9 protein-coding genes are annotated in these 26232 nt (G+C 73.9%); 8 read left to right on the top strand and 1 reads right to left on the bottom strand.

The window, feature by feature from the left end:
• Window positions 1-119: 119 nt before the first annotated feature.
• Genes CWOE_RS25390 through CWOE_RS33960 form a run of 8 tightly spaced genes read left to right on the top strand, consistent with a single transcriptional unit; the run spans window position 120 to window position 23952 of the window.
• Window positions 120-3338, top strand: coding sequence for a hypothetical protein (locus CWOE_RS25390; RefSeq protein ID WP_012936521.1), 3219 nt, complete (start codon window positions 120-122; stop codon window positions 3336-3338).
• Window positions 3323-4513 carry a ComEC/Rec2 family competence protein gene (locus CWOE_RS25385; protein ID WP_012936520.1) on the top strand — a complete coding sequence of 397 codons (1191 nt, stop codon included), beginning with the start codon at window positions 3323-3325 and terminating at the stop codon, window positions 4511-4513. Before CWOE_RS25390 ends, CWOE_RS25385 begins: the two co-directional genes overlap by 16 nt.
• Window positions 4513-5646, top strand: coding sequence for a ComEC/Rec2 family competence protein (locus tag CWOE_RS25380; protein WP_012936519.1), 1134 nt, complete (start codon window positions 4513-4515; stop codon window positions 5644-5646). Before CWOE_RS25385 ends, CWOE_RS25380 begins: the two co-directional genes overlap by 1 nt.
• Window positions 5646-6845, top strand: coding sequence for a ComEC/Rec2 family competence protein (locus CWOE_RS25375; RefSeq protein WP_012936518.1), 1200 nt, complete (start codon window positions 5646-5648; stop codon window positions 6843-6845). Before CWOE_RS25380 ends, CWOE_RS25375 begins: the two co-directional genes overlap by 1 nt.
• Before the next feature lie 10 nt (window positions 6846-6855).
• Window positions 6856-19623 (top strand): LysM peptidoglycan-binding domain-containing protein, encoded by a 12768-nt coding sequence (locus tag CWOE_RS25370; RefSeq protein ID WP_012936517.1) that lies wholly within the window; start codon window positions 6856-6858, stop codon window positions 19621-19623.
• Window positions 19620-20516: a collagen-like triple helix repeat-containing protein gene (locus tag CWOE_RS34225; RefSeq protein WP_012936516.1), complete on the top strand. Its 897-nt coding sequence runs from the start codon at window positions 19620-19622 to the stop codon at window positions 20514-20516. The genes CWOE_RS25370 and CWOE_RS34225 overlap by 4 nt, the downstream gene beginning before the upstream one ends.
• A complete protein-coding gene (locus tag CWOE_RS25355; RefSeq protein ID WP_012936515.1) occupies window positions 20516-21262 on the top strand; it encodes a hypothetical protein in 747 nt (248 codons plus the stop codon). The genes CWOE_RS34225 and CWOE_RS25355 overlap by 1 nt, the downstream gene beginning before the upstream one ends.
• A complete protein-coding gene (locus tag CWOE_RS33960; protein ID WP_012936514.1) occupies window positions 21259-23952 on the top strand; it encodes a glycosyltransferase in 2694 nt (897 codons plus the stop codon). Before CWOE_RS25355 ends, CWOE_RS33960 begins: the two co-directional genes overlap by 4 nt.
• Here the strand turns inward: CWOE_RS33960 and CWOE_RS25345 are convergent.
• On the bottom strand, window positions 23945-26224 hold the full coding sequence (locus CWOE_RS25345; protein ID WP_012936513.1) for a glycoside hydrolase family 76 protein: 2280 nt from the start codon (window positions 26222-26224) through the stop codon (window positions 23945-23947). The two genes, CWOE_RS33960 and CWOE_RS25345, sit on opposite strands and share 8 nt — an antisense overlap.
• Window positions 26225-26232 lie beyond the last annotated feature (8 nt).

The raw sequence follows: 26232 nt of genomic DNA, 5'->3' as shown, positions 1-26232 counted from the left end.
GTCCATCAATTGGGAAGGGCCCTTGCACTGCACCGAAACACTCGAATAGGGTCAGGCACGGTGTGGGCTCAGGGGAGATCGCGGCGTCGGCCGCGAATGCAGCGGCAGGAAGCCGCCAGGTGATCGCGGCTCACGAGCGCGCCCGCGCCGACGTCTTCTTCGCCAGCCCCGCACTTGCGGGCGCGTTCGCGGGCTCCGAGCTGGAGGCGGCGGCGCGCGCCGAGGCCGCCGGCCAGCCGGCGCTGATCTGGGTCGCTGCGGGCCCGTCGCCGCGCGTGACCGTGCTCGCGCATGACGGCGAGGGCCACGCCGCGCGCGCCGTGGAGCTGCCGGGCGGGCTGACGCTCCCGGCTGGCACCCGCTTCGAGGCGGCGCTCGACGGGCCCGACGCGGGCATCCTGCGGTTCGACGCCGCGAACGCGCTCGACCCGTGGATCCGCTACTCGTACGAGACCGGCGAGACCGGCGAGACCGGCGAGACCGGCGGCGGCGCTGGCGCGGCGCCGGCGTTCGGCAGCCTCGCCTTCCGGCTGCTCGACGCGCCCGCCTCCGCCGCCGTGCGGATCGATCCCGCGCGGCCGCTCGATCGCGAGCGCACCGTCGCGGCCGCGACGGCGGCGCCGGTCCGGTCACGCTTCCGCACGCGCTGGGGAGCGACCGTGACGTTCGCCGCGCGACCGCCCGACTCGCGCTACGTGCTCGCGTTCGACCCGGCGCGCGACGAGCTGTACTGGACGCTCGACGGCACCTGGGGCTGGGGCGTCGCGGACTCGCACGGCGGCGAGCTGGAGCTGATGCCCGGCGTCTCCGGCGCCGAGTACGTGACGGCGCCGGACGGCTACGTCGTCCGCTTCGTCGCGGGCGCGCCTGCCTTCGCGAGCGGGTTCCGGCCCGACGCGCCGAGCGATCGCGCGGTGGGCGGCGCCGCGCCGGGCGCCGCGCGCGGCGCCGCGCCCCTCCCGCTGGTCGCGAGCGCCCCCGGCGTGAGCGACCCGGTCACGACCGCGTGGGCGTACGTGGAGCCGGCCCCAGCCGCGTCCGCACCCGGCCCGAGCGCCGGCTACTTCTCCCAGCCCGACCGCGCCGGGCTCTTCACGGCGGGCGGCGGGCCGTTCCTCGACGCGCTCCCGCTGCGCGCCGCCGAGCTGCCGGCCGACGCGAGGACGCCGTACGTCGAGCGGGCGAGCTTTCCCGCCGCTCCGTGGGCCGGGCTCGACGCGGGGCCGGGCCGGTCGATCGAGCAGCGGTTCGAGGCGGAGGTGCTCGTCGCCGCCCGCGCGCTCGTGATCGCGAGCCTGGAGGGGGGAGCGGCGCTCGCCGCGGCCCCGCCCGCGGGCCCGTCCCCGATCAGCGCGGTCACCCCCCAGGGCCTGCTCGCGAGCTTCTCGCGCGAGAGCGGCGCGTGGGAGAAGCTCGTGCTCGCCCAGGCCGGCGGCGGCGCCCAGCAGCTCGCGCTGACCGACGTGCGCGGCAAGCTGCGCGAGGCGCTGCTCGCCAACCGCCTCTTCCTCGTCGTCTCCGACGTGGAGCGGCTGTTCGAGCACTGCTCGACGACATTCTGCGTCGTGCAGCGCACGCTGGCGCTCGCGCAGGCGGCGGCGGTGCCCGCTCCGGTGCTCGCGCGCGTCGCGCAGGCGCTGCTCGGCTCCGTCTTCGCGACCAGAGCACGCTTCGAGGACGCGCTCAGACCGATCCTCGGGGCCGACTACGCGGCGTTCGGCAGAACGTTCGTCAGATACGCCGAGCAGGCGCAGCTGGAGATCGCCGGCTGGAGCTTCGACCTCAGCTCGTGGCGCTGGCGCGACGAGAACGCGCCGACGATCCTGATCGTCAAGTTCACCGACGGCGACCTCGCCTCGCTGATCGCCGACCGCTCGCGCTGGACGATGGGCGCCGAGTTCAACGCCGGCGACGGCGCCGACGCGCAGCGGAAGCTGCTGGAGATCGTCGCCGACGCGGAGCGGCGCGCGCCCACCGAGCCGGAGCTGCGGTACTTCGCCGACACGGTGCTCGCGGGCAAGCCGACGTCCGGCGGCTGGAACGGCGTCCTGTACCTCAACCCCGTCGTCCCGACGAGCACGCTGCCGCCCGAGCTGGCCGCGCTCGCCGCCGGCCTGCCCACCGGCGAGGTGCGCGCCCACCACCTCGGCGTCACGCTCACCTCGTTCGCGCTCGCCGGCCGCGCGATCGCGCTGGAGGACTCGTCGCTGTTCGGGCTGATCCTCTACGGCGACGCGACCGACCTCGTCTACAGCGGCGACGCGTACGACTTCAAGGTCACGTCGCTGCGCGTGCGCTTCGCCAACTCGGCGATCGCGTCGTTCTCCAGCGAGGTCGAGCTGCTCGTCGGCCAGCTGTTCAACGAGCTGTCGAGCCTGCCGGGGAGCCTGCGCGGCGACAACCTGCTGTTCGAGGGGACGTTGCAGAGAGGCGCCTACCGCTTCACGACCACGACGCAGAGCCGCTTCACGATCGCGAGCCAGGTGCTCGACTTCGCCGAGGTCGCCGACGCCGTCTTCGTTACCGTCACCGGCGAGAGCGACGCGACGCGGACCGTCGCCCGCTTCATCCTCGACGGCACGCTCGGCTTCCGCGGCTTCGGCGACGTCGACCTGTTCGGCTACGGCGCGTCCGGCCGCGGCGACGGCTCCGGCCTCGCCTACTCGGGGCTGATGGTCTCGATGCGGTTCGACCCGCGCGACCCGCGCGCGACGCGCAGACTGGAGTTCGTCGCCGGGCAGACGACGTTCGACCTCGCGCGCAGCGCGGCCCGTCCCGGCAGCCTCCCGCGCCGCTTCCCGCTCGTCCCCGCGGCGCTGCGCCAGAGCGAGCGCTCCAGGTCCGGCTCCGGCGACGGGCGCGAGCGCGCGGCGACCCCGGCCGAGCTGGGGTTCCTGCCGGTCGACGCGCCGCTGCCGACCGGCGCGCTCGGCGACGTCTGGTTCGGGCTGGAGCTGACGCTCAGCTTCGGCAGCCCCGGCGCGCTCGCGCCGCAGCTCGGCTTCAGCGGCGCGCTGCTGCTCGCGTGGGCGCCGAGCGCGGAGGCGCCGAACGTCGCCGTCGGGCTGCGCCTGCCGGGATCCGGCGGCGGCCGCGCGCTCACGATCATGGGGCCGCTGAGACTGTCGGTCGGCCGGCTGAGCCTGCTGCGCGACACGAGCACCGACGGCTACCTGCTGCGGCTCGCGTCGGTCGCGCTGAGCTTCCTCGGGCTCAGCTTCCCAGCGAGCGGGAGAGCGAACGCGCTGCTGTTCGGCGACCCGGACCCGAACGCCGCCAACAGCGCGCTCGGCTGGTACGCCGCGTACGACAAGGAGCCGGCGTGCCCGACAGACTGACGTTCCAGTTCCTCGACGTCGGCATGGGCGACAGCACGCTCGTGCAGATCCGCGCCGACGGCGCCGGCCACGACAGACTCGTGCTGGTCGACTGCGGCGAGAGACGGACCCCGTCGCAGGTCCCGTACAGAGACGCGCTCGAGTACCTCGTCGCGACGATCGACGCCAACAGCGCGGCGCGCGGCAGAGCGGACCCGTATGTCGACCATCTGATACTCACGCACCCCGACGGCGACCACTACAACAAGATCCCAGACCTCGTCGGCGCCGCCTTCCCGAACTACCCGAGAAGAAGACTGCGCTTCGGCGACCTCAACTACTCGGGTGAGATCGACGAGTACGGCGACGTCGTGAGAAGAACGCTGGCGCCGCTGATCGATGCGGCCAGAGGCATCGACGAGATGCTCGACAACTACTACTCGAGACTGGACGCCGTCGGCGATCTGACGCCGTGGAAGAGATTCGGCAACGTCAACGCGTACATCCTGTCCTCGAACTGGCCGGACAAGCAGTCGGCGGACCTGAACGCGAAGAGCATCGTGCTGATGTTCGAGCTGGACGGCAAGAGAGTGATCCTCACCGGTGACGCGACGAGAGCGACCGAGAGACACATCCTCAGAGACGTCGTCGGCGACGCGCCGGGCGAGATCGACTGCTACGCGCTGAAGCTCGGCCATCACGGCAGCAACGGCTCGACGGGCAGAAGATGGGTCCAGACGACCACCCCGACCGCGATCTTCGCCTCCGGCGACCAGGTCTGGGCTCACCCGTACTGCAGAGCGATCTGCATGGTCCTCGACTACGGCGCCCTGAACGACTTCCCGAGATCGATCTACTACTGCTGCGGCGACGCCGACGACTACTCCAACAACGAGACCAGAAGAAGAATCGGGATGAACCTCTGGTACGTCGTCAAGAGCAGAAGAGAGAGACTCACCGACGAGGAGACGGGCCACACGGTGTGGGGGTACAGAGACAACGCCTACGGCGTGCAGTGGCAGCTGCGCCTGACGACCGGGAGAGCGATCGAGATCCTCCGCACCGACAGCTACCTGCCGCAGGAGGACGTCGACGATCCGTTCGACTGCCACCCCGCCGTGGCCGGCGACCCCCGTCTCGACGACGTGCGAGCGCTCGCCGCGACGCTCCCCGCCCTCGACCCGATCCCGGCCTGATGCCGGCGAGACTCACGTTCCAGTTCCTCGACACCGGCATGGGCGACGGCACGCTCGTGCAGATGCGCAGACACGGCGCCGCCTTCGACCGCCTGATGCTGGTCGACTTCGGCGAGAAGGGGTCGCCGTTCACCGTGGCGCACGAGGACGCGCTCGCGTACCTCGTCGAGCAGATCGACCAGAACAGCATGGCGCGCGGCAGCGCGCACCCGTACGTCGACGGGCTCGTCCTCACCCATCCCGACAGCGACCACTACAACAAGGTCCCGCAGCTGCTGGACGCGACCTACCCGAGCTATGGGAAGAGAAGAAGACTGCGGTTCGGCAAGCTGTCCTACTCCGGCGCGTCGAAGGAGTACAAGACCGTCGTCGAAGGACGGCTCAACGGTCGGGTCGACGCCGGCATCGACCCGATGCCGAGCTGCTACGCCTCCAAGCTGAGCGGCAGCCACAATCTCGCCCCGTGGGACACGCACGGCCCGATCAAGCTGTACGTCCTGTCCTCCAACTGGCCGCATCGCGCCGCGAAGACGAACCCGAAGAGCGTCGTGCTGATGTTCGAGCTGGACGGCAAGAGAGTGATCCTGTGCGGCGACGCGACGAAGGCGACCGAGCGGCACATCCTCAAGACGGTGATGCGAGGCGATACGGGGCAGGTGCGATGCCACGCGCTGAAGCTCGGCCACCACGGCAGCAAGGGATCGAGCGGCGTCGACTGGGTCAAGGCGACCAGACCGCATGCGATCTTCGCCTCCGGCGATCAGGTCTGGACGCATCCGTACTGCGGCGCGATCTGCCGGTTCGTCGTCCACGACACGCTCGTGGACCACTTCTCGAAGGACAGCTACTTCACGTGCGGAGACAGAGGCACGTACCACAACAACGCGACCACGCTCGCGATCTGCATGAACCTCTGGTACCTCGCTCAGCGCAAGAGCGAGAAGCTGATCGACGAGGAGACCGGCGCTTCCGTCGTGGCCGCGGCCGGCGCCTGCTTCGGCGTGCAGTGGGAGCTCACGATCGAGGCCGGCCACCCGATCGAGCTGACCCGCACCCAGACGTACCTGCCCAAGCCGGCGAACGTCGACGATCCGTACCCCTGCGCCGCACCGTCGGTCCCGGTGCCAGCCTGATGCCTGACACGATGACGTTCCAGTTCCTCGACGTCGGCATGGGCGACAGCACGCTCGTGCAGATACGTCGCAGAGATGAAAGATTCGACCGCCTCGTGCTGGTCGACTGCGGCGAGAGACGCACGCCGCTGGGTGTGGCGCCGGCAGACGCGCTCGCATATCTCACGAGAGCGATCGGAGAGAACAGCCATGCGCGCAGACGCAGAAGACCGTACATCGACTACCTGATCATCACCCATCCCGACGGGGACCACTACAACAGAGTCCCCGACCTGCTGGACGCGACGTTCCCGCACTACCCGACGAGAAGACTCCGAATCGGAGACCTGTACTACGGCGGCAACGCGGCCGAGTACGGCAGATTGATCACGAGAACGCTCGTCGGGCGAGTGAACGCGCTCGACGGGCTCGACCCGATGTCGCAGAACTATCACTCGAGAGTCGACGGGGCGAACAGACTGATCGCGTGGAGGACGTTCGGCGACGTCAACCTCTACGTTCTCTCCGCGAACTGGCCCAGCCGCGGCACCAGAGACAGAAACGTCAAGAGCATCGTGCTGATGTTCGAGCTGGACGGCCAGAAGGTGATCCTGACGGGCGACGCGACGAGAGCGACCGAGAGACACATCCTCAGAGACGTCGTCGGGAGAGATCCGAGCGAGGTCAGCTGTCACGCGCTGAAGCTCGGCCATCACGGCAGCAACGGATCGACCAGCGATGCGTGGGTTGCCGCCACGGCACCGTTTGCGATCTTCGCCTCCGGCGACCAGGTGTGGGCTCACCCGTACTGCAGACCGATCTGCAAGTTCATCGACGGTGACCATCTGCGGAGACAGTTCAGAACGAACAGCTACTACACCTGCGGCGACCTCGGCAGATATTTCAACAATCGCACCAGACTCGCGATCGGGATGAACCTCTTCTACGAGGTCGCGAGAAGAAGAGAGAGACTCTACGACGAGGACGCTCAGAGAAACGTGTGGGCGAGAAGAGGCACCGTCTACGGCGTGCAATGGGCGCTCTCGATCGTGCCCAGAAGAAGATTCGAGCTGCTGCGGACGGACACCTGCCGTCCGCAGGACGCGAACGTGAACAGACCGTTCGACTGCGCCGCGGCCGTGCTCGGCGACGGCCGGCGAGACGAGCTGCTGGCGCTGATCGACGTGCTCCCGGCCGCAACCGACCCCGCTCCCGCCTGAGCCGACGCGCATGGGGACGCCGATCGACAGCCTGCAAGCGCTCTACGACCGCCTGGCGGGCGCCGTCCAGGGCAGCGCGCCCGACCAGCGGCTGACGCTCGACGGGGCGCTGTTCGCCGCCGCCGGCGAGCTGGTCGACCAGCTCGGCCTCCGCGCGCTGACGCTGCGCCAGCGTGCCGACGGCACCGCGATGGTGACGCTCGACAGAGCCGCCGCGACCGTCCGCGTCATCGGCGACGCGGAGCTGTTCCCGGACGGCAGACGCGCCTTCGCCTACCGCGTGACGATCGCGGGCACGTACACGACGCAGCCGGTGCTCGTGCTGGAGGGCAGACCGGCCGAGCCGGCGAGCTGGACGCTGGCGGACAACTTCGCCGCCGAGTTCCCCGGCTACGAAGGGGCGAGCGACGACCGCGTCACCTGGCTCGACTCGTTCCTGCCGGAGGCGGTCTTCGACGAGCCCGCCTTCGTCGTCGCGACCGCCGGCGGCAGACGCGACCGCGGCCTCTCGTTCGAGGGCCGGCTCGACCTCACACGCGGCAGCCTCGCCGTGCTGAGAGACCTGTTCGGCGCGGAGACGCTCGCGATCGAGGGGCGCGTCACGCTGCGCGCCGGCACGTACCCGCTGCTCGACCTGCACGCCGACCCCGGCTACGACATCCCGCAGCTGCTCGACGTCGGCCTCGTGCTGAGCACCGACGAGGCGGGGACCGACGAGCAGCCGGCGCAGACGCGGCTGGAGCTGGTCGGCCGGCCGCCGATCGGCGGCGCCTTCGACGACATCGCGATCTCCGCGCCGATCCTCCAGGGCTCCTTCGCGTGGGTCCTGACGGCGACGACGGACAACCCCGCGAGGTACTCGCTCGCCGCCGGCCTCGGCGCGCTGACGCGGTACGCCGCCGGGCAGACGCTCGCGCTGCCGGCCGGCTTCGACGCGCTCGGCGCGATGTACCTGGAGTCGGTGACCGTCGCGTTCTCGCCGAGCGAGACGCCGGACGTCGACCTGATCGGCTTCCGCATCGCGAGCGACCCGGGCCGCGCGACGCTGTGGAGCGCGCCGATCCTCGGTCTCGCGGTCGAGTCGCTCGCGGTCCAATGGGATGTCGTCGGAATCTCCTCCGGCGAGCCGACGCTGCTGGGGGCGATGTCCGGCGCCCTGCTCGTCGGCTCCGCCCCGAGCGCGCGCGAGCAGGGCGTGACACGGCTCGACGTCGCGGTCGAGCTGTCCGAGCTGGACGCCGCGTCCGCGCCCGACGTCGCGGTGTCGGTCGAGCTGGACCCCGACACGCCGCTGTCGGTCTCCTCGCTGTTCCACCAGTTCACCGGCGTCGACCTCGACCTCGGCCTGCTGATCACCGAGCTGCGTCTGGAGGCGGAGACCGGGCCGCGCACGCTCCAGTTCGTCGTCGAGCTGGAGCTCGACTGGGACCTGCGCGTGCCGGTCAGACTCGACCGCCTCTCGCTGCTGTTCCGCTACGCGCCGAACGCGATCGCGGCGACGATGGTCGCGCACGTCAGACTCGCCGAGCTCGGCTTCCTGCTGAGCGCCACCTACCGCGGCGCCGACGCTGGCTGGCAGTTCAGCGGCGGGCTGCTGCCGCGGTCGCAGGGCGCCCCGCTCGGCCTCGTGCTGAGAAGCGTGGCGCCGAGATGGTTCCCCGACACGCTGCCGGCGAACCTCGGCGCGGTCGAGCTGCGCGACATGTGGGCGTCGTTCGACACGTCCGCCGACAGCTACAGCTTCGACGGCGTCGTCGGCTGGCCGTTCAGATTCGACGCGCTGACGCTCGACCTGGAGGCGCAGCTGTCGCTCCAGAAGGCGACGTCCGAGGCGGTCACCGGCTTCGTGCGCGGGACGCTGCGGATCGACCGCTTCTCGGCCGGCGTCGTCTACGCCTTCGGCGCGAAGGGCAGCACGACGATCGCGTTCGAGCTGGAGTGGGGCGGGATGACGCTGACGTGCGTCTACGCGCGCGACGCGGACGGGCACCGGACGCTGCGTGCGAACCTCGGCGGCGTCAGCTTCGGCGACGTGCTCGGATTCCTGGTCGGCCTCGCGCTGCCGGACGGCGACGTGCGGCTGCCCGCGCCGTGGGACGTGCTCTACCGGCTGCGCTTCGACGATCTGTGGCTGGAGGTCGACCTCGACACGCGCGCGATCGGCTTCACCTACGCCGTCGGCGTCGACCTCGGAATAGCCGCGATCGAGTCGATCGGGCTCACCTACGTCAGACGCGCCGGCGCGCCGTCGATCGACGTGACGATCGTCGGCAGCTTCCTCGACACCGCCTACCCGGCTGAGGAGCCGCTCGCGTGGGACCTGCTCAACGATCCGGCGCCGACGCCCCCGGGCAGAGGCGACGCGCTGCTGGACCTGCGCTACCTCGGGCTGGGGCAGAACGTCGCCTTCCGCGACGAGACCGCGTTCGGCAGCGTGGCGGAGGCGGTCGCCGCGCTGCGCGCGAGCTTCGCGCCGGTCGACGGCAGAGAGAACCCGCTCGTCGAGCTGCCGGCGCTGAAGTTCAGCGGCGACGGGCGCTGGCTGATCGGCGCCGACTTCACCGTCATGAGCGCCGTCTCGATCGCCGGCGTGTTCGCGGACCCGTCGCTCTACGGCCTGCGCGTCGGTCTCGCGGGCGACAAGGTTGGAGCGCTCGCGGGGCTCGAGTTCGAGGTCCTCTACAAGAAGGTCACGGACACGCTCGGCGTCTACCACCTGGAGCTGACGCTGCCGCAGTCGATGCGCCAGCTGCAGTTCGGCGCGGTCGCGGTGACGGTCCCGACGATCGGGATCGACATCTACACCAACGGCAACTTCCGGCTCGACTTCGGCTTCCCCGCCGGCCGCGACTTCAGCCGCTCGTTCAGCGTCCAGGGCGGTCCGTTCGTCGGCTACGGCGGCTTCTATCTCGCGCTGCTCGACGGCGCCACGTCGGAGCGGGTGCCGCAGATCTCGAACGGCACCTTCTCGCCGGTCGTCGAGTTCGGGCTCGGCCTGTCGGTCGGGCTCGGGCGCACGTTCGAGCAGGGCGTCCTGAAGGCCGGCGCGACGGTCACGATGGAGGCGTTCGTCGAAGGCGTGCTGGCGTGGTTCAACCCCGACGACCGCTCGCGCGGGAGCGAGGTCTACTACGCGATCGAGGGGACCGCCGCGATCGTCGGCAAGGTCTACGGCGTCGTCGACTTCTACGTCGTGAAGGCGTCGATAAGCATCGTCGCCTCCGCGTCGGTGACGCTGACGGTGCGCTCGCACGAGCCGATCCAGGTGCAGCTCGTCGCGAGCGTCGAGGTCTCGGCGTCGATCAGCGTCCTCTTCTTCACCGTCTCGTTCTCGTTCTCGACGTCGCTCGACCTCTCGTTCACGATCGGCAGCAGCTCGCCGACGCCGTGGATCCCGAAGACGACCGACGCCGCGCGGCGGCCGTTGCAGCTGCGCCAGCAGCGCGTCCAGCACCGCCCCGAGCCGCCGCGGCCGCTCACGCTGCTGCGCGCGCTGCGCGACGCCGCCGGCGAGCAGCCGGCGTTCGACTGGGCGCCGCGCCCGGTGCTCGGCGCGGGCGGGCCGGTCGACGTCGACCTGCTGCTCGTGCCGGCGCTGACGCCGGCGCTGGACGGCGGGACGGACGCGGCGGTCGTCGTGAACATGTCGCTGCTGGTGCCGACGTCGGCACCGGCCGGAGCGCTGCACGCCGACGAGCTGCGACGCGTCGAGCACGCCGCGCCCGCGGACGTGCCGTTCAACCGGCTCGCGGCGGGCGTGCTGCGGTGGGCGATCGGCGCCCTGCGCACGCAGCCGGAGGACGGCGAGCGCGTCACGATCGCCGACCTCGACGCGATCGCCGCCTTCCTCGCCGACCGCGACAGACGCGACGCGACGTTCACGTACGAGCGCGTCAGAGCGCTGATCGAGCAGAACTTCCGCCTGCGCATCTCCAACCCGATCGGGCCGACCGGGACGTTCCACGACCCCGGCTCGGACGCGCCGCGCGCGGCGTCCGCTCCGACCGTCCAGGGCGCCGTGTTCCCGATGATCCCCGAGATCGCGATGGCGCCGCAGGCGCGCGAGCCGGTCAGATTCTGGGAGCACGCGCTCGCGAACGACGACTACCGCGCGTTCCTGGAGCACTACTACGACCAGCTCAGCCCCGGCGCCGGGGGGAGCGTGCGGGTCGGGCCGACCGGTCTCGCCGACCTGCGCGGCCGCCGTCGCGGCGAGCGGCTGGAGGCGGTCGGCACGACGGTCTTCAGCGACTGGTTCGCGCTGCTCGCGCAGCAGTCGATCGCGCTCGCGATCGACCTGCTCGACGCCTACCCGTACGAGCCGAGCGGGCGCGAGACGCTGCGCGAGGTCGCCGACGCGTTCGACGGGCTCGTGCTCGAGCACCGCACTCGCCCCGGCGACACGGCCGCGACCGTCGCGGCCGCGTTCGGCCAGCGCCCCGCCGCGTTGCGCGGCGCCAACAGCTGGGTCGGCGAGCACGCGCCCGACGCGCCGCTGCCGGCCGGCTCGACCGTGCGCGTCGACGTCGGGCCGTCGCCGCAGACGGTCGCCGCCGCCAACGGCGGCTATCCGCTGCGGCCCGGCGCGCGCCTGACCGTCGCCGGCGTCCGCTGCCAGGCGCAGGCGGGCGACACGCTCGCCTCGATCGCGTCCGCGTTCGCGATCGGCGACGCCGGCCGGCTGGTGACCGACGGGCCGGCGCTCGCGAACGCGGACAACGGCGCGCTGCTGGCGGCGGGCGCGTCGTTCGTCGTGCCGGCGTTCGACTACGTCGTGACCGCTGCCGACGCGGGCCCGGCCGACGCGCTCGACCGGATCGCGGCGACGTTCTTCACGCGCGCCCGGCTGCGCCCGCTCGACGACGCGGCGCGCGCGCAGATCGCCTGGTACGTCGCCGCGCTCGGCCAGCGCAACCCTGTCTTCGCGGGCACCGTCGACATCCCGCTCGCGACGCTCAGAGACGGCCGCATCGTCGAGTCGGAACGCTCGACGCAGTACGTCGTCCGGCCCGGCGACACGCTCGCGGGCGTCGCGGCGACGTTCGCGCTGCTCCAACTCGCAGCGTCGGAGCCGACCTGGCGCGCCTTCCGCGCCGCCGTCACGACGACGCCGCCGCAGCCCGCGCCGCCGGTCGCCGGGACGGTCGTGCACGTGCCGATGCTGCGCCTGCCGCTGCGCGCCGGCGACAGCTTCCGCTCGCTCGCGACCGCGTTCCTCGTCGCGCCCGAAAGCGAGGCGGGCGGCGCGGCCGGCGCGGCCGGGGCGGCTGACGCGGGCGGGGCGGCTGACGCGGGCGGCGCGGGCGGCGAGCGTGCGCTGCTCGACGCGCTGGCGGCGCTCGCGCGGGCCAACCGCGACGGCGCGATCCTCGCGCCGCTCGCGGTGCTGGCGCTGCCCGAGCTGGGGCACGCGGTCGCGGCGGGCGACACGCTCGCGGCGGTCGCGCGGCGCTACGACCTGACGCTCGACGAGCTGGCCGAGAGCGTCGCCGACGATGCCGGGATCCTCGTCCCGTACGACGGCGAGCGTCGCATGACGGTGCCGCATGTCGCCGCGCGCCAGCTCGACCGGCTCGTCGACGACCTCGTCGCGTTCGGCTCGTTCAACGCGCTCTCGGCGACCGCCTCGCGCTTCCTGCTCGCCGGCATGCGCGCGCCGGCGCCCGGCCCGACCGGCGCGCCGGAAGGTCCGCTGCGCGGGCTCGCCGACGTGATCGGCCAGCAGTTCCCGGCGCCGTTCGCCGACGACGCGCGCAGCGACGCCGCCGGCGGCGGTGACGCCCCGCGCGGGGCAACCGCCGCGTACGCGATCGAGTTCGCGAAGGGCACGACGGCGCCGTGGTTCGCGTTCGAGCCGCCGCCGGGGCTGCGCGCCGCGAGCAACGGCGCTGGAGAGGACTCGACCGTCGTGAGACTCACGCCGGAGTTCATCGCGGCCAACCGGCCGAGCAGCGTCCTCGACCCGCTGACCGTCACCGGTCCCGCGCCGCTGCCGCCGTACGAGCTGGTCGGACCGCGCTACGCGCTCGACCGCAGCGTGCCGTGGCAGACCCCCGCCGCGATCCCGCTGCCCGGACCGACCGGCCCGACCGGCCCCGGCGGCGGCAGCGCGGGCGGCCCGTCGCTCTGGCTGCTGCCGCGCGCGCTCACCGGCCGCCTCGCGGCCACGCCGGCCGGCGCCACCGGGCCCGGCGAGCCGTACGAGCTGGTCGCCGCGCGGCGCACGCCGGACGGGCGCACGAGCGAGCGGGTGCTCGACGGCTACGCATGGGCGACCGCGATCCCCCTCCAGATCGCGCCGGCCCACGACGGGTCGGGCAAGGTCGTCCCCGGCACGTACGAGATCGCCGCCGCCGACCCGGACGCGCGCGAGGCACTGCTGCAGGCGTGGACGCATCTCGCCGCGAACGGCTCCCCGCGCGACCGCCTCCACCTGCTGCACGCGAGCGGGACGGCCGGCGACAACGACGGCGGCCTCGTCTCCGACGCGCTCGCCGCCGCGCGCACGTTCGTCCTGCGCACGAACCTCTCGACGGTGACGCACAGCGGCGCGCGCGGCGTCACCGCGAGCGCGCCGAGCGGGGACTACTACGCGCGCATCGACGCGATCGGCCCGTTCCTGAAGACGATCTGGGAAGCGGTCGTGACGGGCACCGGCGGCTTCCACCTGACCTACGGCGCCGCGGCCGGCGGCGGGCTGCCGGAGACGCTGTTCGGCGACGGGACGGCGACGCTGTGGGCCGTCCTGCTGCTCGACGACCAGAGCCGCTCGCACGCGCCGCAGCGCGGGCTGTACCGCTTCAACAACTGCGCCGCCGTGGCGGAGAACCTCGACGCAGCCGCGACGAACGTGCTCGCGCGGCCGGTCAGAGCGGCCGGCGACGAGCTGCGCCGCGTCGCGACGACGCCGCCCGGCGTCGTCGGCTTCGGGCTCGCGCGCAGGAATCCGGCCGGCGCGACCGGCCCGACCGGGCTGACGCAGCGCCTGCACAGCCTCGTCGGCTACCAGGTGGAGCGGAACGGCGACTTCGCCGCCAGCAACGAAGGGCTGCCGATCGGCCCGCTCGACGAGCCGCCGGCGTGGCTGCGCGTGCCGCCCGGCCCGACGCACGCCTACTGGTCCTACGAGCACGTCGTGCCGGTGGCGCAGTTCGGCGCCGCCAACGACTGCCCCGACGCACCGGGCCTGCCGCCGGCCGCCGCGAACCCGTACCGCGGGATCACGGGGCCGGACGGCTCTGGCCGCCCGCTCAGCAGCGCGCGGCTCGGCTTCGCCTTCCACGACGTCTTCGGCAACACGACGACCGCGACGACGCCGCTGCCGCCGCTCGACGTCCCGGTCGGCTACACCGACGACCTGATCGCCGTCAGCGCGTGGCCCGGCGCGGGCGTCGCATACCGCTTCGCGCCGGCCGGTGACGGCGTGCGGCTGGAGACGACCCTCTCGCTCCAGCTCGAGCGCTACCTGCCCGGCACGGGTGGCACGTACGAGACGGCAGTGCGCACGGCGGCCGCCGACGCCGACCGCTACGGCCAGCTCTACTACCAGCTCCAGCAGCGCGACGTGACGTTCGCGCTCGGCTCGAACCTCGGCGTCGCGGAGGCGGCGCCGGACGACCTGCGCGCCGCGCTGCTCGCGTTCGTGACGAAGGCGAAGCTGTTCGCCGACACGGCCGCGACGCTGCGCCAGAGGACTGCGCCGACCGTCGCCGGCGAGACGCTCGCGGCGCTCGCCACGCGCCTCGCCTCGACGCCGGAGGCGGTCGCGGACGCCAACGCCGAGGCGGACGCGACGGCGCTCTTCCCGGCCACGTACGTGAAGCCGCACGTGCTCGCCGCGCCGGCGATGAACACGCTCCAGGCGCTGGCCGCGCTGGTCGTCGGGCGCTGCGGCGAGCCGGGCGCGCCGAGCTGCGCCGCGGTCTCCGAACCGGACGCCGCCTGCGCGGACGGACCGCCGCTGCGCGCGGTCCGGGCCGGAGAAGAGCCGCGCTCGCTGCGCGCGCCGGCGCCGAACGGGTCCGGCGATCCCGCGGGCGTCGCCGCCGACAACGCGACGCGCCCGCTGACGCCCGGCACCGTGCTGCGCACCGAGCGGCGCACGAGCCCGCCGCTCGACCCTGCGCGCGCCGCCGGCAGCCTCGCCGCGATCGCCGCCTGGCTGGGGGCGCCGATCGACGCGCTCGTCGCCGATCCCGCGACTGCCGGCGAGCAGATCGAGGTCGGCCTGCTGGTCGACAACTGGACCGCCGCCGGGCTCGTCGCCGACGGGCTGAGACTCGTCGTCGACGGCTTCGAGCACACGACGAGCGGCGACACGTTCGCGAGCCTGCTCGCGTACTTCGGCGACCGCGAGCGCAGCCCCGGGCTGACGCGCGGCGACCTCGGCGCCGCGCTCGCCGACGTGCCCGGGATCTTCGTCGCGGGCGCGACGGTCGCGCACGCCGCGCTGGTCGTTCCGCAGCCGCCGCCGGCCAGCGGGCCGGCGCCTGCGCAGCCGGTCTTCGCGCTCGCCGACGTCCCGCCCGCCGCCGGCACGATCGCGCAGCTCGCGGCGCTCAACGCGCGCGTGCCGAACCTGTTCGCGCTCGGCACGCCGCTGCTGCTCGGCTGGTCGTGCTGCAGAGCGCCCGCCGGTGCGACGTTGCGCGCGCTCGCCGAGCAGGCGCGCGTCACGCTCGCCGTGCTCGCATCCGCGAACGCGACGACGCCGCTCGGCGGCGACGTCGCCGTGACCGTGCCGGACGTGACCCACCTGCCGCAGCCGCAGGACTGCCACGCCGCCTACCGGCCGACGGCCGGCGACTCGCTCGCGACGATCGCCGCCGCGCTCGGCGTCCCGGCCGCGACGCTCGCGCGGCTGAACCGTCCGCTGCCGGGGATCTTCCGCAGCGGCGCAGTCGTGACGGTCGGCGCCGCGCGCGTGCCGGTCGGCGCGCGCGACTCGCTCCAGAGCGCCTTCGAGCGGGCCGGGTCGGTCACGTGGGAGGCGTTCGTGGAGGCGCTGGAGCAGCCGGTCAACGGCGGCGTCTACCGCGTCGAGGGCGCGCTCGTGACAGCGCTCCCGCCGGTGCCCGGCACGGGCGACGGCGCGCCCGCGATCGACGCGCTCGCCAGCCGGCTGAACGTCGAGCCGACCGCGCTGCTCGACGCCAACCGCACGCAGGAGGGCTTCCTGCGCGCCGGTGCCTCGATCCGCGGGGCCGCGGCGCCGGACGGCAGCGTCCCGGCGGTCGACGTCGGCCCGTTCGACACGGTCGCGAGCGTGCTGCGGCGGCTCGGCGCGCCGGGACGCGAACCGACGGTCGCGCAGCTGGCTGCCGCCAACGCCGGCCGCGCCGGCCTGCTGACGGCCGGCGCGCCGCTGCTGCTGCCGCCCGTGCCGACCGCGATCGCGGCGGCGTTCGCGCCGCGGCTGCCGCCGCCCGGCGCGAGCGGCGAGGGGCAGATCGTCTTCCCGGTCGACGTGTGGCTGGAGATCTCCCGCGCGCGCGGCCTCGTGCATCCGGACTTCGCCGACACCGAGAGCGTATGGCGCGCGCGCAGCTCGCTGGCGCCGCGCGTCGGCGCCGGCGGCGACACGCGACTCGCGCTCGACGCGTTCGCCGCCGCGTTCGAGCGGGCGTTCGCCGCGCAGCGGCTCAAGTGCGCGGTCGCGGCGCCGCAGGGCGCGGGCGGCGGCGACGGCTCCAGCGACGGTTCCGGTGGGGAGGCGGGCGGCCAGATCTGGGCGGTCAACTTCGGCCCCGGCGGGGTCAGCCGCTTCGCCGTGGACGCGGCGCGGCCGGCGTTCTACGCGCTCGCGCCGCTGTCGACGGAGCCGGTCGGCGGCGATGTCGCGTTCCCCGCCTACGTCAGCGGCGAGGGGCTCTGCGCCGACGACGTCAAGCGCTTCGAGAACGTCGACCTCGACGCCTGGATGCGCGAGCTGCTGGGGACGGTCGATCTCGCGCTGACGCCGTCGTACGCCGTGCCGGCGTTCGGCCAAGGCGCGACCGGCCCGCTCGGCGCCGCCGCCGGGCCGGGCGCCGCCGCCGGGCTCGATGCCGCGACCGGCCCGCTCGGCGCCGTCGCCGACCCGCTCGCCCCCGCCGAACCTCTCGGCCTCGCCGACCTCGCTGTGCCCGCGCTGCCCGCGCCGGTGCCGCCCGCGCCCGACCCGCTCGCCGGGCCGATGGGCCTCGCCTACGCAGCCGAGGTCACGCGGCCTGCGCTCGGCAGCCTGCCGACCGGCGCGACCGGCTGCACCGGTCCACCGCCGTCCGGGCCCGCGGACTACGACCGCCTCGTCGCCGCGAAGGCCGGGCTGGCGGCGGCGCTGCGCGAGCGCGTCGCGCCGATCGTCGATGCGCCCGGCGCGACCGGTCCGTTCGAGCAGGAGTGGGCGCGCGAGGCGCTCTACCAGCAGCTGCTCGTGCGGCTCGGCGACGCCTACGACGTCAGCGCGGTGATGCAGTTCCCCGTCGACGTCGAGTCGCCGGTCGTGACGCCGCCGCCGGGGGCGACCGGTCCGGCGCCGCCGCGCCTGTCCGGCAAGGTCGTGCCGGTCCTGCGGAGCGTCCCGGCCGCCGCGTCGCCCGCTGCCGGTGACGTCCCGCCGACCTCGCTGGCGGCTGTCGCTGCCGGCTACGGCGTCAGCGCCGCGTACCTCGCGCAGGTCGTCGGCAACCTCGAGGGCCTGTTGGCGCCCGGCGTCGTGATCGTCGGTCAGACCGTCGGCGAGCGCGACACGCTGAACCGCATCGCGACCGCTGTCGGCGTTCCGACCGACCCGGCGCAACCGCTCTACTGGGGCATGTGGACCGAGTTCGTCGGCTCGTTCGCCGCCGCGTCGGTGCTCGGCGCCGGCGCGAGCTTCCCGCTGTCGGCCGCCGAGCGCGCGGTCGGACCGACCGAGACGCTGACGACGCTCGGCGAGTTCTTCGACCGCGACGCCGCCTCCGTCGGGCGCGCGAACCAGGACCAGCCGGGCACCGTCCGGCCCGGCCCGTTGACGGTGCCGGGCTACCTGGAGTCCTACACCGTGCTCGCGACCGACACGCTCGTCGCCGTCGCCGCCGGCGTCTCGGCCGCCAACCCCGACGAGGAGCCGCTGAACGTCGACGTGCTCTGCCGCCTGCAGGCCGACGCGCCGTTCCTGGCACCGGGCGCGCGGCTGCGGATCGTCGAGGAGCTGCCGGAGATCTCGCTGTCGACGTCGAAGGTCAGCCTCGGGCGCGTCGGCGGCGCCGCCGGCCCGCCGCCGCCGCTGTCGTTCCTGCTGACCGTCAGGCAGGTCGCGCAGCGGGCGAAGCTGCTGCTGAACCTCGACTTCGCGATCAACGAGCTGGAGCATGGGATCCGCAGCGTGGCGGGGGCGGGCAGCTACCAGGCGTCGTCGTGGCTGACGTTCGTGCGTCCGTTCGACGGCGACGCCGGCATCGCGACGGGGATCTCGCAGGTGCAGGTGCCGGTTCCGCTGCGCGCCTACCCGCCGCCGTCGCTGCTCGCCGCGCAGAGCGGGCTCGCCTCCGCGCCCGGCGCCGACCGCATCCCGGCCGCGCGGCAGTGGGACTACCGCTTCGACGTGCAGACGCGCAAGGCCGCGCAGGACACCGACCACCTGCGCGTGACGTTCGGCGAGCGCCCGGGCGGCCTGACGGCCGCCGTGCGCGCCGAGCTGCTGCGCTGGCTGGCGGCGTACGTCGACGCGGCACCGGCGCTGACCGACGACCTCGCGCGGCTGCCGGCGCTCGCGCCCGGCGGTCAGGACCCGGTCGCCGCGCACGCCGTTCAGGCGCTCGCGACGATCGCCGAGCAGGTCGCCCGTGCGCTGCGCGACGGCGGTCGCACGGCCGGCGCCGGCGCGGCCGCTGCCGAGGTCTACGCGTATCGCATGACGACGCTCACCGACGGGCGCCAGCTGCAGACGCTGACGCTCCACCCCGAGTCGCCGGGACCGACCGGCGCGGCGCCGCCGTGGCCGCTCGTCTACGTCAAGAGCCCGACGGCGCAGGACGGCGAGCCGGAACCGGACGCCGGCTTCCTTCCGCTCGACGGGAGCGGTGGCGTCTACGCGTATCCGCCGGGCTTCCGGGCCGACGAGCAGCAGACGTACCGCTTCCGCTTCGCCGAGCGCGACGTGATTCGCAACCGCAGCGGCCGCGGTGCGATCTCGGTGTCGCGCAACGACCGCCTGATCCCGCAGGGTCCGCTGGGGCCGACCGGTCCGACCGGGCCCGTGGCGACGAGCGAGGCGTTCGTCTACCGCACGCCGCTCGCGCAGTTCCCCGAGCCGCTCGTGCCGCTGCTGGAGACGGAGGCGGCGATCGACGTCGCGGCGCTGGGGTCCGGTCCGAGCCCGCGCCCGCTCGCGACGCATCTGCTGAACCTGCTCGGCGCCGCGACCGACGTGGTCCCGAGCGGGCGCGCGGAGGACGCGCGGATCGAGCTGCTGTGCGCCTACGGCTTCCTCGTCGGCGGGGGCGAGATGCTCGTCAAGACGCCGGTCCAGCTCGTGCCGGGGCGGACGATCGCGGGCGGCGACGTCGCCGCGTTCGCCGACGCGCTGGCGGCGAGCCTCGTGGCCTGGCACGCCGCGACGGAGGTCGACGAGGCCGGTGGCCTGCTCGCGTTCGACCTCTCGGTCTTCACGCGCGCGCCCGGCGACGACGGCGCCGACGCGACCGGGTTCCGGCCGATTCTGCGTCTGCGCGACCTGCGCCTGCCGCTCGGCGCGATCGTCTGGCCGACCGCCGCACCACCACCCGACCCCCCGAACGACGAGGACGAGCGATGAGCCCTGAAGACGGACCACGCGGCCTCGGCGACGACCCCAGCCTCGCCTGGAACTACATGGTCCTCAACAGCCTGACCGGCCCGACCGGCCCGGCTGGCGAGAGAGGCCAGAGAGGGGAGGCGGGTCCGCCTGGCAGACAGGGCGACCAGGGCAGACAGGGCGACCAGGGCAGACAGGGCGACCAGGGCAGACAGGGCGACCAGGGCAGACAGGGCGACCAGGGCAGACAGGGCGACCAGGGCAGACAGGGCGACCAGGGCAGACAAGGCGACCAGGGCAGACAAGGCGACCAGGGCAGACAAGGCGACCAAGGCAGACAAGGCGACCAAGGCAGACAAGGCGACCAAGGCAGACAAGGCGACCAAGGCAGACAAGGTGAGCCGGGGAGACAAGGCGAGCCGGGCAGACAGGGCGAGCCGGGGAGAAAGGGCGACCAGGGCAGACAAGGCGACCAGGGCAGACAGGGCGACCAAGGCAGACAAGGCGACCAAGGCAGACAAGGCGACCAGGGCAGACAGGGCGAGCCGGGGAGAAAGGGCGACCAGGGCAGACAAGGCGACCAAGGCAGACAAGGCGACCCCGGCAGAACGGGTGATCGGGGTGGGCCCGGCCCGCCCGGCAGAACGGGCGACATCGGTCCGACAGGGCCGATCGGCAAGACGGGCGAGACCGGCGCGACGGGTCCGATCGGTCCGATCGGCGTCACCGGTCCCGTCGGGCCGCCCGGCCCGGTCGACCGTCCCACGCTGATCCAGGAGCTGACGTGGGCGGTGAACTACGGCACGCGCGGCCCGGCCGCGCGGCTGATCGAGGCGCTCAGCAGGGTGATCGCCGACGCCCCGCCGAAGGGGCCGACCTACCCGTTCGGCCCGACCGGTCCCGGCCGGCCCTGATGACGACGCTGCTGCCGACCGCCGCGCCCGGCCTCTACGCCCCCGACAGCGGCGAGGCGTTCGTCTTCCTGCTCGCGGACCGCTCCGACCCGCCGGCGTCGATCCCGCTCGGCGACACGTGGAGCGACGAGGGCGCGGCACGGAGCATCGGCCACCACGTCTTCCTCGACGCGCTGCCGAGCGGCGAGAACGCGCTCGTGCTCGCCGCCGCGCTCGCCGGGAAGCTTCCGCCCGCGCCCGCGACGACCGGCTTCGCCTGGGCGGTCTCGCCGCCGAAGCCGTTCGCGCTGACGGCGGCGGTCGAGCTGACGCTCAGCACCGGCGGGCCGGTGCGCCGGCCCGGGGTCGCCGCCGACGCCGTGATCGCGAACCGCCGGCCGATGCCGTCGCTGACGCTCCCGGCCGGCATGGCCGCGGTCGCCGCGCGCGGATCCGACGGCGCGTTCGCCGGCTGGACGCTGACCGACCTGGCGGCGGCCGCGGCCGATCCCGCTGCCGCGCGCGGCCTCGGCGTGCCGCTGCTCGGCCGCGACGCGGGCGCCGTCGCGTTCGTCTCGCTGCTCGAATCGCCGGTCAGAGGCGACCGCAGCGTCAAGGCGCTCGCCGCGGTGCGGATCGACCCGCTGCGCCCGCTCGATCCCAGACGCACGTCGATCACGCCGCTCGGCCCCGAGTACGTCCTCAGCACCGACGCCACCGGTCGCCACCACCTCGCGCCCGCGCCGCCGACCGGAGCCCGCGCGTGACCGAGGCCGGCCAGACGGTCTGTCTCAACATGATCGTCAAGGACGAGGCGGCGGTGATCGCTCGCTGCCTCGCCTCCGTGCGTCCGTTCGTCGACTGCTGGACGATCGTCGACACCGGCTCGACCGACGCGACGCGCGAGCTGGTGCGCGAACAGCTCGCCGACCTTCCCGGCGAGCTGCACGAGCGCCCGTGGGTCGACTTCGGCCACAACCGCAGCGAGGCGCTCGCGCTCGCGCGCGGCCGCGCCGACTACGTGCTCGTGATCGACGCCGACGAGACGCTCGAGCCCGCGCCGGGCTTCGTCCTCCCGCCGCTGACCGCCGACGCGTACGACCTCGAGGTCCGCTACGACGGTGTCTCGTACCTGCGCCGCCAGCTGCTGCGCGACGGGCTGGAGTGGGCCTACCACGGGGTCCTGCACGAGCACGTCCACTGCGACGCGGCGGAGACCGTCGCACCGCTGCCGGGCCTCGTCACGCGCGTGCGGCACGACGGGGCGCGCTCGCGCGACCCGCTCACCTATCGGCGCGACGCGCTCGTGCTCGAACGCGCGCTGCTCGACGAGCCCGAGAACACGCGCTACGCCTTCTACCTCGCGCAGAGCCATCGCGACGGCGGCCAGCTCGAACGCGCGATCGAGGCGTACGAGCGGCGGATCGAGCTGGGCGGCTGGAGCGAGGAGACGTGGTTCTCCCGCTACCAGATCGCCCTGCTCCAGGAACGGCTCGAACGGCCGTGGCCGGAGGTCCAGCAGGCGTACCTCGCCGCGTTCGCCGCCGCGCCGGACCGCGCCGAGCCGCTCTTCCGCATCGGCCTGCACCACCAGGTGCAGCGCGAGCACGCGGTCGCGCAGCTGTTCTTCGCGCACGCGATGACGCTCCCGCCGCCGGCGCTCGACCGCCTCTTCGTCGAGCGGCCGCTGTACGACTACCTGCTGCCGATCGAGTACGCCGTCGCCGCCTACTGGATCGGCGACCACGCGACCGCGATCCGCACGAACAACGCGCTGCTGCGCTCGGGGCAGGTGCCGCCGGAGGCGATCGGCCGGATCGTGCGCAACCGCCGCTACAGCCTCGACGCGCGCCACCCCGAGCAGACCGGCGCGACCGTCGGCGCCGTGCATGTCGTGCTCGTCGCGCGGGATCCCGGCCCCGAGCTGGACGACGCGGTCGAGAGCGTCCTGGGCCAGGACGACGGCGCGTGCGACGTCGTCGTGATCGACGACGGCTCGCGCAGCCCGCTCGGCGAGCACCTGCCCGGCGATCCGCGTGTGCGGCTGATCCGCCGCGGCGAGCACGAGGCGGCCGGGCGCGACGCCGCGCTCGGCGCGTTCGTCGCCGGCGACTGCGCGCCGGACGACGTCGTGCTGGAGCTTCCGGTCGGGGAGAGCCTGGCGGACCGGAATGTCGTCGCGGCGGTGACGGCGGCGTTCGCCGATCCCGGCTGCCGCCTGGTGTACGGCCCGCGCCGGCGGCTCGACGGGCGCCTGGCGGCCGGCGAGCCGGTCACCGACGCGGCCGCCTTCGCGACCGACGGCGCGGCGGCGCGCGATGGCGCGATGCTCTGCTTCCGCGCGTCGCTGTGGACGGATGCCGCGGCCGCCGACGGCGCCGTGTCGGACGCCGACGTGCTCTGGCGCGCGGCCGGCTTCGACGGCACCCGCTTCCTCGACACGGCGCTGACGCGAGAGCTTGCGCCGCCCGTGCCGCAGGCGACGCCGCTCGCCGCGACGCCGCTCGCCGCGACCGCGCCGCCCGCGACCGCGCTGCCCGCGACCGCGCTGCCCGCGACCGCGCTGCCCGCGACCGCGCTGCCCGCGACCGCGCTGCCCGCGACCGCGCTGCCCGCGTCTCCGCCCTCCCGCACGCACCCGGAGCCGAACGCCGCTCCGGCCGCCGCGCCGCCGCCGCAGCCGTCCGTCAGCTGCCTGATGGTCAGCCGCGACCGCCTCGGCCTCGCGCGCCTGGCGATGCGCTGCTTCGCCGACCAGACGCACGCCGACCGCGAGCTGGTGATCGTCTCCGAGGCCGGCGCCGGCTACCGGCGCGCGCTCCAGCGCTCAGCCGAGCAGCTGGAGCTCGACAACGTGCGGATCGTCGCCGCCGAGGCGGGCACGCCGCTCGGCGCGCTGCGCAACCTGTCGGTCGACGCCGCCGACGGCGACGTGCTGTGCCAGTGGGACGACGACGACCTCAGCCATCCGCTGCGCGTCACGACGCAGCTCGACGGCATGCTGCGCGCCGGCGCGCGCGCCTGCTTTCTCACCGACCACCTGCAGTTCCTCGAACGCGAGGGGCTCGTGTACTGGATCGACTGGACGCTCGGCGGGCGCGCGACCGAGGAGATGCAGCTGTTCCCGGGCACGGTGATGCTGTGGAAGGACGCCCGCTTCCGCTATCCCGAGAGCGGCCCGTACGCGAGCCGCGGCGAGGACTCCGTGCTCGTCAACCAGCTGTTCCGCAGCGTGCCGATCGCGCGACTGCCCGGGATGGGCCACATGTACCTCTACCGCTACCACGGGCGCAACACGTTCTCCGAGGAGCACCACATGCGGATAACGAGCTGCGCCTCGCCGGTCGCCGCGGTGCTGCCGCACGCCGAGCGGATCCGCGAGGCGCTCGCCTACTACCCGGTCCCGAAACCGGTCGCCGTCTTCGGCCAGGACGGCCCGGCGCTCGCCGTCAGCTGATCGCGGCGACCGCCGCCGCCGCGTCGAACGCCGCCAGCGCGCTGTACTGGAGGCACGCCTGGAGCAGCGGATCGGGCTCGGGGACGTAGCTCCAGTGCTGGGCGAACCAGTCCATCCCGTAGACCGGCTGTCTGTAGTTCGCCAGCAGCGAGTCGGCGTTCGCGCGGATCGCCGCCGCGTAGCCGGCCGCGACCTGCTCGCGCCCCGCGACGCCCGCGAGGTTGACGGTCAGCTCGCCCAGGTAGGCGATGAAGATGCCCTTGAAGAGCGCGTCGTTTATGTGGTCGAGCTTCCATTGCTCGGTCGCCGTCGCCCACGGGATGTCCTGCGGCGTGTTGAGGATCTGCGCTCCCTGCCAGCTGAACTGCGCGAACGCGCCGGCGACGATCCGCTGCGCGGCGTCGAGCAGCGACGCGTCGCCGGTCGCGACGTAGAGGCTCCACAGCGGCTTCAGCGCGGCCCCCTGCAATTGGAGGACGGGGATGTTGTCCGCCAGGATCGCGCACGTGCTGCTCGACAGCCCGCCCCACACGAGCCCGTGCGCGTCGACGAGCTGCTTGGAGCCCATCCACTCCCAGCAGCGCTCGCCCGCCGCGCGCCGCGCCGGATCGGGCGCGATCGCGTCGAGCCCGAGCGCGATCTCCATCAGCCCGAGCGTCGCGTTCGACGCCTTGAAGTTGCCGTCCGCGCTCGGGTCCCGCATCCAGTACAGCCCGCCGGCGCAGGTGTCGTTCCACTGCTGCTGGAGGTCGTCGCCGACCGTCGTCCCCATCGTCAGGTATGAGCCGGCGTCGCCGCTGCCGAGCGCATGCAGCCACTCGTACGCCTGCACGCCGAAGCGGCCCCACGTGTCGGCGTCGTCGAGCCAGCCGCAGCTCGTCAGGTAGGACGCACCGGCGTCGCGCGCGGCGTCGCAGACGGCGAGGTGACGCTGGTCGCCGGCGAGCCGCATGAATGTCACCAGCTCCGCGGCGATCGTCGGCGTCTTCCAGTAGTCCATCGGCACCCACCGGCCGGCCGCCTCGGCGGTGAACCACTTGGTCGTCAGCGCGTCGGCCGCGGCGGCGGCGCTGTCGAGGTAGCTGGTCGTCGTCATCGCTCGTCTTCTCCCCGGTTCGGTCTGCGCGCGCTCCCTCCGTGGAGGCGGCGTCGCGTCCAGCACGTCGAGCAGCCGCCGTGCGGACCGCTCCCAGCTGTACTCATCGGCGATCCGTGCCGCCGGCGAGAGCTTCGGCACGGCACGACCGGCGACGATCCGCGCGATCGCGTCGGCTGCCGCCTGCTCGTCGGGATCCCACCACGACAGGCCGCCGAAGAAGTGCGTGTCCTCGGCGCCCATCCGCCCTTCGGGGCGGAACGGCGCGGGGCGCGCGGGGACGAACTCGACCTCATCCTCGCGCAGGTACTCGACGTAGGCCGTGTGGCGCGGCGCGACGAGCCGCAGACCCGCGACGGCGGCCTCGGCCATCGGCATGTCCCAGCCCTCGCCGTGCGACAGCGAGACGTAGTGCGTCGCGCTCGCGAACAGCGAGCGCATCGCGTCGTCGGGCAGCACGTCGGCGAGCAGCACGACCGGCGCGGCCTCGCCGGCGCGGCGGCCACCGGCCTGCTGCTGCGCGTGGACGTCCGCGGCGAACTGCTCCAGCGCGTAGGCGTGGAACGGCGTCAGCTTGACGATCAGCACAGCGTCGTCGCCGCGGCGCGTGGCGTCGCTCCAGACGCGCAGCAGCGCGAGCAGGTTCTTGCGCGGACGCGGCTCGGCGATCGTCAGGAAGCGCGTGCCGAAGTCGCGCACCGGCGTCCCGTCCGCGGTGCGCAGCTCCAGCGGCTCGGCCGGCTGCGAGAAGTAGGCGCCGTCGACGCCGAGCGGGGAGAGCCGCAGCCGCTCCGGCTCGGCGCCGCCCGCGACCCACGCGGCGCGGCAGGCGGCCGTCGGCAGCACGACGGCGTCGTGCTCGCGCGCGAGCCGCGCCCACGCCGCGGGGATGCGGTCGGCCTCGAACATCGTGTAGTTGACGGTGCGCGTGCCGGGGACCGGCACGACCTGGTGCGGCATCGTGAAGTGGAGCGTCGTGCTGGCGCCGACCGGCGCCCCGAGCGCGTCGAGCCACGCCGGCTGCTCGGCGGCCGGCAGCTCGCGCGACCACCCGTGCAGGTGCGTCAGCTCCACCTCGACGCCGAGCTGGACGAAGCTCTGGACGAACGCGCGCGTGTGACGGTCGTACCCACTCGTCCCACGCACGGGCCCGATCACGTGCAGCCGCTCGATCACCCCGTTCG

The sequence above is a fragment of the Conexibacter woesei DSM 14684 genome (genome assembly GCF_000025265.1).
Classification (GTDB): domain Bacteria; phylum Actinomycetota; class Thermoleophilia; order Solirubrobacterales; family Solirubrobacteraceae; genus Conexibacter; species Conexibacter woesei.
The sequence above is the reverse complement of the archived record's forward strand: the minus strand, read 5'-3'. Positions and strand labels throughout refer to the sequence as shown.